Source organism: Pantoea sp. R102 (assembly GCF_004916815.1).
In the GTDB taxonomy this organism is placed as follows: domain Bacteria; phylum Pseudomonadota; class Gammaproteobacteria; order Enterobacterales; family Enterobacteriaceae; genus Pantoea; species Pantoea dispersa.
Genome location: NZ_SDFT01000117.1, coordinates 1 through 12,613, shown reverse-complemented (window position 1 = coordinate 12,613; position 12,613 = coordinate 1). Strand labels below are relative to the sequence as shown.

Annotated in this window: 12 protein-coding genes; 8 read left to right on the top strand and 4 right to left on the bottom strand. The window is 56.0% G+C overall.

The window, feature by feature from the left end; translation table 11 throughout:
- The 3 genes from sppA to pncA all read left to right on the top strand — a co-directional run.
- Nucleotides 1-756, top strand: a 756-nt coding sequence (gene sppA / locus ERD80_RS12935; protein ID WP_136547153.1) for a signal peptide peptidase SppA, incomplete at its 5' end; no start/stop codon positions are given.
- An 85-nt stretch (nucleotides 757-841) separates the two neighbouring features.
- Nucleotides 842-1,855, top strand: coding sequence for an asparaginase (gene ansA / locus ERD80_RS12930; RefSeq protein ID WP_136547151.1), 1,014 nt, complete (start codon nucleotides 842-844; stop codon nucleotides 1,853-1,855).
- Nucleotides 1,856-1,871: 16 nt separating this feature from the next.
- Complete coding sequence (gene pncA, locus ERD80_RS12925) at nucleotides 1,872-2,480, top strand: bifunctional nicotinamidase/pyrazinamidase (RefSeq protein ID WP_031280213.1); 609 nt, start codon at nucleotides 1,872-1,874, stop codon at nucleotides 2,478-2,480.
- 35 nt (nucleotides 2,481-2,515) lie between these two features.
- Here pncA and ERD80_RS12920 read toward each other — a convergent pair whose 3' ends face one another.
- Both ERD80_RS12920 and msrB read right to left on the bottom strand, forming a co-directional pair.
- Nucleotides 2,516-2,797 carry a DUF1315 family protein gene (locus ERD80_RS12920; RefSeq protein WP_104189023.1) on the bottom strand — a complete coding sequence of 94 codons (282 nt, stop codon included), beginning with the start codon at nucleotides 2,795-2,797 and terminating at the stop codon, nucleotides 2,516-2,518.
- 2 nt (nucleotides 2,798-2,799) lie between these two features.
- Nucleotides 2,800-3,210: a peptide-methionine (R)-S-oxide reductase MsrB gene (gene msrB / locus ERD80_RS12915; protein ID WP_021510062.1), complete on the bottom strand. Its 411-nt coding sequence runs from the start codon at nucleotides 3,208-3,210 to the stop codon at nucleotides 2,800-2,802.
- Between the two features lie 338 nt (nucleotides 3,211-3,548).
- On the opposite strand from msrB, the gene gapA reads away from it, so the two are divergent.
- Nucleotides 3,549-4,547: a glyceraldehyde-3-phosphate dehydrogenase gene (gene gapA / locus ERD80_RS12910; protein WP_021510061.1), complete on the top strand. Its 999-nt coding sequence runs from the start codon at nucleotides 3,549-3,551 to the stop codon at nucleotides 4,545-4,547.
- Nucleotides 4,548-4,621: 74 nt separating this feature from the next.
- A complete protein-coding gene (locus ERD80_RS12905; RefSeq protein WP_058757720.1) occupies nucleotides 4,622-5,497 on the top strand; it encodes a D-hexose-6-phosphate mutarotase in 876 nt (291 codons plus the stop codon).
- Nucleotides 5,498-5,521: 24 nt separating this feature from the next.
- Here the strand turns inward: ERD80_RS12905 and ERD80_RS12900 are convergent, their stop codons facing one another.
- Complete coding sequence (locus ERD80_RS12900) at nucleotides 5,522-6,370, bottom strand: aldo/keto reductase (protein WP_136547150.1); 849 nt, start codon at nucleotides 6,368-6,370, stop codon at nucleotides 5,522-5,524.
- Nucleotides 6,371-6,453: 83 nt separating this feature from the next.
- The gene (locus ERD80_RS12895) at nucleotides 6,454-7,203 is read right to left on the bottom strand and encodes a MipA/OmpV family protein (protein ID WP_059009705.1); all 750 of its coding nucleotides are present in this window, start codon (nucleotides 7,201-7,203) and stop codon (nucleotides 6,454-6,456) included.
- 409 nt (nucleotides 7,204-7,612) lie between these two features.
- On the opposite strand from ERD80_RS12895, the gene yeaG reads away from it, so the two are divergent.
- The 3 genes from yeaG to ERD80_RS12880 all read left to right on the top strand — a co-directional run.
- A complete protein-coding gene (gene yeaG, locus ERD80_RS12890; protein ID WP_021510057.1) occupies nucleotides 7,613-9,547 on the top strand; it encodes a protein kinase YeaG in 1,935 nt (644 codons plus the stop codon).
- Nucleotides 9,548-9,637: 90 nt separating this feature from the next.
- Nucleotides 9,638-10,912, top strand: coding sequence for a YeaH/YhbH family protein (locus ERD80_RS12885; protein ID WP_058757723.1), 1,275 nt, complete (start codon nucleotides 9,638-9,640; stop codon nucleotides 10,910-10,912).
- Between the two features lie 231 nt (nucleotides 10,913-11,143).
- Nucleotides 11,144-12,613 (top strand): potassium/proton antiporter (locus tag ERD80_RS12880; RefSeq protein ID WP_136547148.1); only part of this gene is annotated, 1,470 nt, incomplete at its 3' end.

Sequence of the window (12,613 nt, the reverse complement as noted above, 5' to 3'; positions counted from 1 at the left end):
ATTGTGCTGCGCGTCAACAGCCCGGGCGGCAGCGTAACGGCCTCTGAGGCCATCCGTGAAGAGCTGGCGGCGGCGCACGATGCCGGTAAGCCGGTGGTGGTGTCGATGGGCGGCATGGCGGCATCGGGCGGCTACTGGATCTCCACGCCGGCCGACTACATCGTCGCTGCGCCGAGCACCCTGACCGGGTCGATCGGCATCTTTGGCGTGATCAATACGGTGGAGAACAGCCTGAGCAGCATCGGCGTGCACAGCGATGGCGTTGCCACCTCGCCGCTGGCGGATGTGTCGACCACCAAAGCGCTGCCGGCTGAAGTGCAGCAGCTGATGCAGCTGACCATTGAAAACGGTTATCGCAACTTTGTCGGTCTGGTCGCGGCGTCACGCCATAAAACGCCACAGCAGATTGATGCCATTGCGCAGGGTCACGTCTGGACCGGTAGCGATGCCAAAGCCAACGGGCTGGTGGATGCGCTGGGCGACTTCGACGATGCGGTGGCTAAAGCCGCTGAGCTGGCGAAGATCGCGAGACCTGAACTGAGCTGGTATCAGGACGATCCGGGGATGATCGACCTGCTGCTGAACCAGATGAATGCGTCGGCACAGGCCGTGCTGCCGGCCGCGCTGAAAGTGTGGCTGCCGGCTCCGGTCAGCGAAGTGATGGGCGCGCTGCAGGCGCAGCCGGGCCTGATGAATAATCTCAACGATCCGCAAAACCGTTACGCGTTCTGCCTGACCTGCGGCAACGTACGCTAATCTTTACAGCCCGGCCGCTGGTCGGGCTGCTTTTCCCCGCCAATCGCCTTATACTGCGCGTTTTACGGCAAGTCTGAGTCCATTCATGCAAAAGAAAAATATCTATGTAGCCTACACGGGCGGGACCATCGGTATGCAACGCTCCGCGCAGGGTTACATTCCGGTCTCTGGCCATCTGCAGCAGCAGCTGGCGATGATGCCAGAGTTTCACCGTCCGGAAATGCCGGATTTCACCATCCACGAATACCAGCCGCTGATTGACTCCTCGGATATGACGCCGCAGGACTGGCAGTCAATCGCTGATGACATCCAGCTGAACTACGATCGCTATGACGGTTTCGTCATTCTGCATGGCACCGATACCATGGCGTTCACCGCGTCGGCGCTGTCGTTCATGCTGGAGAACCTGGCCAAGCCGGTGATCGTCACCGGGTCGCAGATCCCGCTGGCCGAGCTGCGCTCAGACGGTCAGCAGAACCTGCTGAACTCGCTATACGTCGCGGCCAACTATCCGATTAATGAAGTGGCGCTGTTCTTCAACAACACGCTGTTCCGCGGTAACCGCACCACCAAAGCCCACGCCGACGGTTTTAATGCGTTTGCGTCACCGAACCTGTCGCCGCTGCTGGAAGCGGGCATCCATATTCGCCGTCTCAATACGCCGCCAGCACCGCGCGGCAGCGGTGAGCTGATCGTCCATCCGATCACGCCTCAGCCGATTGGCGTGGTGACCATTTATCCTGGCATCTCTGCCGACGTGGTACGCAATTTCCTGCGTCAGCCGGTGAAGGCGCTGATTCTGCGCTCTTACGGTGTGGGCAACGCGCCACAAAACGCCGAGTTTCTTGCCGAACTGCAGCAGGCCAGCGAGCGCGGCATTGTGGTGGTGAACCTGACGCAGTGCATGTCCGGTAAGGTGAATATGGGCGGTTACGCCACCGGCAACGCACTGGAACACGCCGGCGTGATCAGTGGTTTTGATCTGACCGTCGAGGCCACCCTGACTAAACTGCACTTTTTGTTAAGCCAGAACCTCACCAGCGCTGAAATTCGTGCCAAAATGCAGCAGAATTTACGTGGCGAACTGACCGAAGACTGATACGGAGCAAAATCCCATGAAGCGGGCATTGATAATCATCGATATTCAGAACGATTTTTGCCCCGGCGGCCCGATGGCCGTGCGTGAAGGTGACCAGACGGTTGCCGTTGCTAATCGCTATGCACGCGAATTCCGCGCGCGCGGTGAATGCGTGGTGGCGTTGCAGGACTGGCATCCGGCCAATCACGGCAGCTTTGCCTCGGTCTCTGGCGAGCCGGTGTATACCCTCGGTGAACTGAATGGTCTGGCGCAGATCTGGTGGCCGGATCACGGCGTGCAGCACTCACAGGGCGCGGATTTCCATCCGGATCTCGATCGCAGTCTGATTGATGCGGTGTTCCATAAAGGCGGCGATGTGGATGTGGATAGCTACAGCGCCTTTTTCGATAACGGGCACCGCCGCAAAACCGAGCTCGACAGCTGGCTGCGCGAGCGCGGCATTACTCACCTGGTGATGCTGGGCCTGGCGACCGATTACTGCGTCAAGTACAGCGTGCTGGATGCGCTGGAACTGGGATATCACGTTGAGGTGGTGCAGGAAGGCTGCCGGGGCGTCAATCTCAATCCGGACGACAGCGAGATCGCGATCGCGCAGATGCAGGCGCAGGGTGCGGTCATTATCTGAAAATCAGGGCTGGAGCTCTCCAGCCCTGCAGCCGGTTAATGCAGGTTGATGCGCGTCACGTCGGACTCGATTCCCCACTCTTCCTTCAGCTGTTTTTTCGACTTCATCACCATCTCGCCGCCTTTACCGATGGTCATGTGCTGCGGTTCGTCGTTGTGCCGCGCCTGCCACAGCATCACCAGCTGCAGACAGTTATCTTTCTGATCCTGCGTCAGCGCCACGCCGTCTGGCCACTTGCCGGTTTCCACCGCGGTGGCGAGGCGCTCGTAGACTTCCGGCGTCATCGCCGCCAGCATTGCTTCCAGTTCCTGCTTCATGCTCAGCCCTCGTGCTGATTGCCCTGCTCGTCGGTAAAGTTCAGCGACGCTGAGTTGACACAATAGCGCTCACCGGTTGGCTGCGGGCCATCCGGGAAGACGTGGCCCAGATGGGCGTCGCAGTTACCGCAGCGGATTTCGACGCGGTGCATACCGTGCGAGTCATCTTCCAGATAGCGGATAGCTTCATCGTTATACGGCTGGTAAAAGCTCGGCCAGCCGCAGCCGGAGTCATACTTGGTTTCGGAGAGAAACAGCGGTGCGTTGCAGACCAAGCAGTGATAGATACCCTCCTGCTTGTTGTGCAACAGCGCGCCGGTGAAAGGCGGTTCGGTTCCACGATGCTGAGTGACGTAGCGCTGCATTTCCGACAGCTGGGCAATTTTTGCCTCGGGTGCGGTGTCTTTAGCCATTTTGAGTTCCGGAGTGTCATTCTGTAAAAATCGTCTAGTATTCTAACAAACGAACAACATCTTCCGGGTCTTTTTTCGTGCGGATGCTTTTGCCCCGACCAGCACTGCGCAATTTTGTGATGACGATCACTCTTTGCAACAGTCATCCCTTTTTAGTCTGCATTCGGCGTAAGATAGGTGCGCAATAAGGGCGCTGCGCAAGCGTTTGCGCAACCAATTATTCCTGGCGCTGGAATTGACCTGTCGCAACAATTGACACGATTCCGCTTGACGCCTGGTAAGGTTTTTGTAATTTTACAGCCAACCTTTTATTCACTAACAAATAGCTGGTGGAATATATGACTATCAAAGTAGGTATCAACGGTTTTGGCCGTATCGGTCGCATCGTTTTCCGTGCTGCTCAGCAGCGTTCTGACATCGAAATCGTCGCGATCAACGACCTGCTCGACGCCGATTACATGGCTTACATGCTGAAGTATGACTCTACACACGGTCGTTTCGACGGCACCGTAGAAGTGAAAGATGGCGCGCTGATCGTTAACGGTAAAAAAATCCGTGTTACCGCTGAGAAAGACCCGGCTAACCTGAAATGGGACGAAGTGGGCGTTGACGTTGTTGCTGAAGCAACCGGTATCTTCCTGACCGACGAAACCGCACGTAAACACATCACTGCCGGCGCGAAGAAAGTGGTTCTGACTGGCCCGTCTAAAGATGACACCCCAATGTTCGTTCGTGGTGCCAACTTCGACAAATATGCCGGCCAGGACATCGTGTCTAACGCTTCCTGCACCACCAACTGCCTGGCACCGCTGGCTAAAGTAATCAACGACAAGTTCGGTATCGTTGAAGGTCTGATGACCACTGTTCACGCCACCACCGCCACCCAGAAAACCGTTGATGGCCCGTCTCACAAAGACTGGCGCGGCGGCCGCGGTGCAGCGCAGAACATCATCCCATCTTCTACTGGCGCAGCGAAAGCAGTAGGCAAAGTTCTGCCAGAGCTGAACGGTAAACTGACCGGTATGGCGTTCCGCGTACCAACGCCAAACGTGTCTGTGGTTGACCTGACCGTTCGTCTGGAAAAACCAGCGTCTTATAAAGACATCTGTGCAGCCATCAAAGCCGCTGCTGAAGGTGACATGAAAGACGTGCTGGGCTACATCGAAGACGACGTGGTTTCTACCGACTTCAACGGCGAAACCCTGACTTCCGTGTTCGACGCGAAAGCCGGTATCGCTCTGAACGACAACTTTGTGAAACTGGTTTCCTGGTACGATAACGAAACCGGTTACTCCAACAAGGTTCTGGATCTGATTGCACTGGTTGCTGCTAAGTAAGCTAACCGGCTAAACAGACAAGGGGTGACTTCGGTCGCCCCTTTTTTTTCGATTGGATGAGAGAAGGTCTGACAATGCACAATTCGCTCTTTAACTTGCCCGTGGTGACGCAGATCACCCCTTACCTGTCGCAGCGTCAGATGGGTGAATTGCCGATTCTGGTGATCAGCCATCCGAAAGTGCGCGCGGCCATTGCGCTGCAGGGCGCGCATCTGCTGGCATGGCAGCCGGCCGGTCAGCAGCCCGCCATCTGGCTTAGCGACAAGACGCCGTTTGTCAGCGGCAAAGCCATTCGCGGCGGTGTGCCGGTCTGCTGGCCGTGGTTTGGTCCGGCAGGTGAACCTGCACATGGCTTTGCCCGTAATCAGCCATGGACGCTGACGGCGCATGATGAGAACGAAGATGCGGTCATGCTGACGTTCACGCTGGAAAGTAATGCACAAACGAAAAAACTGTGGCCGCACGATTTCACGCTGCTGGCGCGCTTCCGCATTGCTGAACACTGTGAGATTGAGCTGGAAGCCTGGGGCGATTATGAAGCTACTGCCGCGCTGCACAGCTATTTTCAGGTGGCGGACATTGCGCAGGTTGAAGTCAGCGGGCTCGGCAACAGCTATATCGATAAGGTGCAGGACAATGCCATCGGCAGCGCAGCGGACGGTAAACAAACCTATCCCGATCGGGTTGATCGCATTCATACCGCAGCGGAAGACTGCAGTGTGATTCACGATCGCGCCGGTAAGCGCCAGATTGAAGTCTACCACCATTATCAAAGTGACGTTGTCACCTGGAACCCCGGCCCGGCACTGTCCTGCAGCATGGCCGATATGCCTAATGATGGTTATAAAACGATGGTGTGCGTGGAGACGGCGCGAATTAACAAGCCGATGAAAAGTGCCGGAGAAACCCCTGCCCGCCTTGGCGTCACGCTGAGAATCCGCAATAAGTAATGCTGAACGGCGCGCACGCGCCGTTTACACCACATCCAGCGCCAGTTTGTGCTGCGGCGGCGGAAAAGCACGATCCAGCAGCGCCAGCTCATCGCTGGTCAGGGTGATTTTCAGGGCCGCCGCATTCTCCTGCACGTGCGCCACGCTGCCCGCCTTGGGAATGGCCATTACGCCCGGCTGGCGAATCACCCAGCGCAACAGCAACTGAGCGATGCTGATGCCCTTCTGTTGTGCAATCTGCTGCAGAGTCGCATCGTCAAACAGCGCCTGACGCAGCCGTCCGGCCTGCGCCAGCGGACAGTAAGCCATGACGGGCGTATGGTGCTGCTGACAGAGCGGCAGTAAATCAAATTCAATGCCGCGTGAAGCCAGATGGTACAGCACCTGATTAGTCGCGCAGCCCATACCTCCGGCTTCACTCCACAGCTCCTGCAGATCGTCGCTATCAAAATTGGAGACGCCCCAGTGGCGGATTTTGCCCTGCTGCTGCAGCGTTTGCATGGCGCGCACAGTCTCTTCCAGCGGTACATTACCGCGCCAGTGCAACAGATAAAGATCGAGATAGTCCGTCTGCAGACGGCGCAGACTGCGCTCACAGGCGTCAATCGCATCGACCTCACCGGCGTTCCACGGGTAAACTTTTGATACCAGCCAGGCTTGATCGCGCCGTCCGCGCAGCGCTGCGCCAACCACCTCTTCCGCGCCGCCTTCGGCATACATCTCAGCGGTATCGATCAGTTTCAGTCCGGCGTCCAGTCCAGCCTGTAGCGCAGCGATTTCCTGCGCCCGCTGTGCCGGATTCTCACCCATGTACCAGGTGCCCAGGCCGATAGCCGGTAACGGCGTATCGTCATTGAACTGAATTGTCTTCATCTCACCTCCCGCTGCGCCATTACGGGGCGCAATATTGGTGCAGGGTAACAAAAACGCCTCATTATGAGGCGTTCGTGCAGTCATCAGAAGCTGTAGCTGACGCCGGTCCACAGCGTAAACTGACCGTCTTTATCTACCATTGGACTGTCTTTAATTTCACTGGCGAAGCGGGTGTAACGGCCTGACAGGCTGGCGTTCCAGCTCTCACTGATCTGGTAGCTGGCGTTCATCTCGACGTAAGGCGACCAGCTGTCGTCCGGGTGATAGCGATCGATGCCGGTACGCGCGCTTTCGTGGCCGGAAACGCCGTAGTAATAGCGGTTTTGGTTGGCACTGTTCCACATTGCGCCAATGCCCGGTGTCAGGCTGAACGCGCCGAAATCAAAGCGGTACAGGTAGGTCAGGTCCCAAATCATGCCGTTGCTGTTATTCAGCACATCGCCCAGCAGCGCGGTACGCACAATCCCCCAGTCAGCAACGTGACGATAAGTCGCGCCGGCCATCAGCGTCATGCGACGCTTGTCCAGCCCTTTCATGTCGCCCAGATCGTTATCTTTCGGGTCATACTGCTGCGGCGAGCCCAGCAGCGTTAACGACAGCTGATTCTGCGGGTCTTTCCACAGGTAATAACCGCCCTGCAGGCTGCGGAACCAAAAGTTTTCTCCCTCATAATTGATGACCGGGATCGGCAGATAACGGTCCTGGCCGCCGCGGTACGGCGACTGGGCATAAATAACCGAAGCCCCAAGTGACAAGGGTTCAGCGTAAGTGCTGAACGCCGCAAAATAGCAAGGACACATCAGAGCAAGCGCTTTAAGTTTGAAATGGTTCACAATTTATTCATTCCATTAATATAACAATCACACGCAGAGTCTAACCAAATTTTGCCACTGGTTTAACTTTTAATGTTGATTTCCTTTTTATCCTGTCAGACGCGTCTGAGACGCAGCGCACCTGTTGCCGCAAGGGCGTGACGGCCTTAGCGCTTATGAGACTTTGTTATTGATATATCGCTAAATAAGGAGAAAAGACGGAGCAATTTTTCTGATTGCCTTCTACAGTAAAAGTAAGACGAGAATTTTTTGTACGAGCAGAGTAACCATAAGAATTGTGAATCCCGATAAAAAATCGTCAGGTTGGCATAAGGGTTGCTGTACTCAATAAAGAATATCTTCCGGGAGCTGCAAGAGCATCTTATTACGCTCCTTTACCTGTGCTAAAAACGAAAGGACGGGCATCGCTATGAATATATTCGATCACTATCGTCAGCGTTATGAAGCTGCCAAGGACGAAGAGTTCACACTGCAGGAATTCCTCACCATCTGTAAGCAGGATCGCAGTGCATACGCCAACGCGGCAGAACGACTATTGATGGCCATCGGTGAGCCTGTGATGGTCGATACTGCCCAGGAGCCTCGCCTTTCCCGTATCTTCTCTAACCGCGTCATCGGACGCTACCCGGCCTTTGAAGAGTTTTACGGTATGGAGGAAGCGATTGAGCAGATCGTCTCCTACCTGAAACACGCCGCGCAGGGGCTGGAGGAGAAGAAACAGATTCTTTACCTGCTCGGCCCGGTGGGCGGCGGTAAATCCTCGCTGGCCGAACGGCTTAAAGCGCTGATGCAGCGCGTGCCAATCTATGTGCTGAGTGCCGACGGTGAACGCAGCCCGGTCAATGACCATCCGCTGTGCCTGTTTAATCCGCAGGAGGACGCCAATATTCTGGAAAAAGAGTACGGCGTACCGCGGCGTTACCTCGGCACCATCATGTCGCCGTGGGCGGCAAAACGGTTGCATGACTTTGGCGGCGACATCACCCGCTTCAAAGTGGTGAAAGTGTGGCCGTCGATTCTGGAACAGCTGGCTATCGCCAAAACCGAACCGGGTGATGAGAACAACCAGGATATTTCAGCGCTGGTGGGTAAAGTGGATATCCGTAAGCTGGAAAACCACGCGCAGAACGATCCGGATGCCTACGGCTATTCAGGTGCGCTGTGCCGCGCCAACCAGGGCATCATGGAATTCGTGGAGATGTTCAAAGCACCCATTAAAGTGCTGCATCCGCTGCTGACCGCCACTCAGGAAGGTAACTATAACGGTACCGAAGGGATTTCCGCCCTGCCGTTTAACGGCATCATTCTGGCGCACTCCAACGAATCAGAGTGGGTGACATTCCGTAACAACAAAAACAACGAAGCTTTCCTTGACCGCGTATACATCGTGAAGGTGCCATACTGCCTGCGCGTGTCCGAGGAGATCAAAATTTATGAAAAACTGCTCAACCACAGTGAGCTAACCACCGCGCCTTGCGCACCCGGCACGCTGGAAACGCTGGCGCGTTTCTCAATTCTGTCGCGCCTGAAAGAGCCGGAAAACTCCAGCATCTACTCGAAGATGCGCGTCTATGACGGTGAAAGCCTGAAAGACACCGATCCGAAAGCGAAGTCGTGGCAGGAGTATCACGATTACGCCGGGGTGGATGAAGGCATGAACGGCCTGTCGACCCGCTTCGCGTTTAAGATTCTGTCACGCGTGTTTAACTTCGACCATGCCGAAGTAGCGGCTAACCCGGTGCACCTGTTTTACGTGCTGGAACAGCAGATCGAGCGCGAGCAGTTCCCGCAGGATCAGGCGGAGAAGTATCTGGAACACCTGAAAGGCTATCTGATTCCGAAATATGCGGAGTTCATTGGCAAAGAGATTCAGACCGCTTACCTCGAATCCTATTCGGAGTATGGTCAGAATATCTTCGACCGCTACGTCACTTATGCGGATTTCTGGATTCAGGATCAGGAGTACCGCGATCCGGATACCGGCCAGCTGTTCGATCGTGAATCACTCAACGCCGAGCTGGAAAAGATTGAGAAACCTGCCGGGATCAGTAACCCGAAAGATTTCCGTAACGAGATTGTCAACTTTGTGCTGCGCGCACGGGCACAGAATAACGGACGCAATCCAAACTGGACCAGCTACGAAAAACTGCGCACGGTGATCGAGAAGAAAATGTTCTCCAACACCGAGGAGTTGTTGCCGGTGATTTCGTTCAACACCAAAACATCCACGGACGAACAGAAAAAACACGACGATTTTGTCGATCGCATGATGGAAAAAGGCTATACCCGCAAGCAGGTGCGTCTGCTGTGTGAATGGTATCTGCGCGTGCGCAAATCGTCATAATCGACAGCGGTAAGCTACGCGGCATCCACATGCCGCCTGAGGAGGCCGGACCCGTTCCGGCCTGGCTTACAGCGTAGTTTGGGGGAATTTATGGCCTATTTCATCGATCGGCGTCTTAACGGCAAGAATAAAAGTGCGGTCAACCGGCAGCGCTTTTTGCGCCGTTATAAGTCGCAAATCAAACAGTCGATCTCCGAGGCCATCAACAAGCGTTCGGTCACCGACGTGGAGAGTGGCGAATCGGTGTCGATTCCTATCGACGACATCAACGAGCCGATTTTCCATCAGGGGCGCGGCGGCAGTCGTCATCGCGTGCATCCGGGGAACGACCACTTTGTGCAAAACGACCGCATTGAGCGGCCGCAGGGCGGCGGTGGCGGCGGTAGCGGTCAGGGCAATGCCAGCCAGGACGGAGAAGGTCAGGACGAGTTCGTGTTTCAGATATCGAAGGATGAGTACCTCGACCTGCTGTTTGAAGATTTAGCGCTGCCTAACCTGCGCAAAAATCAGCATCGCCAGCTCAATGAGTACAAAACTCACCGCGCGGGCTTCACCTCGAATGGCGTGCCGGCCAATATTAGCGTGGTGCGCTCGCTGCAAAACTCGCTGGCGCGAAGAACCGCCATGACCGCAGGCAAACGTCGTATGCTGCACGAACTTGAAGCCACACTGAGCGAAGTCGAAAACAGCGAGCCGGCGCAACTGCTGGAAGAGGAGCGGCTGCGTAAAGAGATTGCGGAACTGCGGGCGCGCATTGAGCGCGTGCCGTTTATCGACACCTTTGACCTGCGTTACAAGAATTTCGAGAAGCGGCCTGAACCGTCCAGCCAGGCGGTAATGTTCTGCTTAATGGACGTTTCCGGCTCGATGGACCAGGCAACCAAGGATATGGCGAAACGCTTTTATATCCTGCTCTATCTGTTCCTCAGCCGGACTTACAAAAACGTCGATGTGGTGTATATCCGTCACCATACTCAGGCGAAAGAAGTCGATGAACAGGAGTTCTTCTACTCGCAGGAGACCGGCGGCACTATCGTCTCCAGCGCGCTTAAGCTGATGGACGAAGTGGTGAAAGAGCGTTATGACCCGTCGCAGTGGAATATTTATGCGGCGCAGGCCTCGGACGGCGATAACTGGGCGGATGACTCACCGTTGTGTCATGAAATTCTGGCGAAGCATATTCTGCCGGTGGTGCGCTACTACAGCTACATTGAGATTACCCGACGGGCGCACCAAACTCTGTGGCGCGAGTATGAGCATCTGCAGGCGATGTTTGATAACTTTGCCATTCAGCACATCCGCGAGCCGGAAGACATCTACCCGGTATTTCGTGAGCTTTTCCATAAACAGGTCGCTGAAGCCTGAGTTTACCAGCCGGTCACCGACCGGCTTTTTCTTTACCCCGCCCGGCTTAACCCCTCTGAAAACCCTGCTGTTTTTCTGTGCGGATTTAACCTTCTATGGGATAGCGCGCCACAGAATGAAAAAATGTGCAATTAACCGCTGACAAGCTATTGATAAGGCATTATCTTTTCACCTTGTCTGTGTGAATTGCCCGCAATTTGCTTTTTTATGCCCCGCCGCAGGAGAACGCCGTTGAATGCCAGCATGATTTACAGTTTGTTCATTATTGGTTCCGTGCTGGTCGCAGCAAGTATTCTGCTGAGTTCCTTCTCGTCGCGTCTCGGTATCCCGATTCTGGTGATCTTCCTGGCGCTGGGGATGCTGACCGGCGTGGACGGTATCGGCGGCATTGCTTTTGATAACTATCCGGTGGCCTATCTGGTGTCCAACCTGGCGCTGGCCATCATTCTGCTCGACGGCGGTATGCGCACCAAGGCCAGCTCGTTCAAGGTGGCGCTTGGTCCGGCGCTGTCACTGGCCACCGTTGGCGTGATGATTACCGCCGGCCTCACCGGTCTGGCTGCCGCCTGGCTGTTTAAGCTCGATCTGATGCAGGGCTTCCTGATTGGCGCCATTATTGGCTCCACCGACGCCGCAGCGGTGTTTTCACTGCTCGGCGACAAAGGGCTTAACGAGCGCGTCAGTTCCACGCTGGAGATTGAATCAGGCAGCAACGATCCAATGGCGGTGTTTCTTACCATTACGCTGATCGACATGATCCAGCAGGGGCAGAGCGGCCTGAGCTGGATGTTTGTGGTGCATCTGGTGCAGCAGTTCGGCCTGGGCATTGTGCTCGGACTGGGCGGCGGCTGGGCGCTGCAGCAACTGATCAACCGCATCAGTCTGGCACAAGGGCTCTATCCGCTGCTGGCGCTGAGCGGCGGCATTATCGTGTTCGCCCTGACCACGGTGATGGAAGGCAGCGGCATTCTGGCGGTCTATCTGTGTGGTTTCCTGCTGGGCAACAGCCCGATTCGTAACCGACACGGCATTCTGCAAACTTTCGACGGCATGGCCTGGCTGAGCCAGATTGGTATGTTTATCGTGCTCGGCCTGCTGGTGACGCCTTCTGACCTGTGGCATATCGCGCTGCCGGCGATGATTCTCTCGCTGTGGCTGATTCTGGTGGCGCGTCCGCTGTCGATTCTGGTCGGGCTGCTGCCGTTTAAAGGCTTTACCGGACGTGAACGCATCTTTATCAGCTGGGTAGGCCTGCGCGGTGCGGTGCCGATCATCCTCGCGGTGTTCCCGATGATGGCCGGGCTGGAGAATTCTAAACTCTACTTCAATATCGCCTTCTTCGTGGTACTGGTATCACTGATGCTGCAGGGCACGTCGCTGGGCTATGCCGCTAAACGGGCTAAGGTGGTGGTACCGCCGACCGCGTCGCCGATCAGCCGCGTCGGGCTGGATATCCATCCGGAAAATCCGTGGGAGCAGTTCGTTTACCAGCTCAGCGCCGACAAATGGTGTGTTGGTGCGGCGCTGCGCGATTTGCAAATGCCGCGCGAAACGCGCATTGCCGCCCTGTTCCGCGATAACGCGCTGATGCACCCCAACGGCAATACGCGTCTGAAAGAGGGTGACGTGCTGTGCGTTATTGGCCGTGAGCGCGATTTGCCGGCGCTGGGCAAGATGTTCAGCCAGACGCCGCCGGTGGCG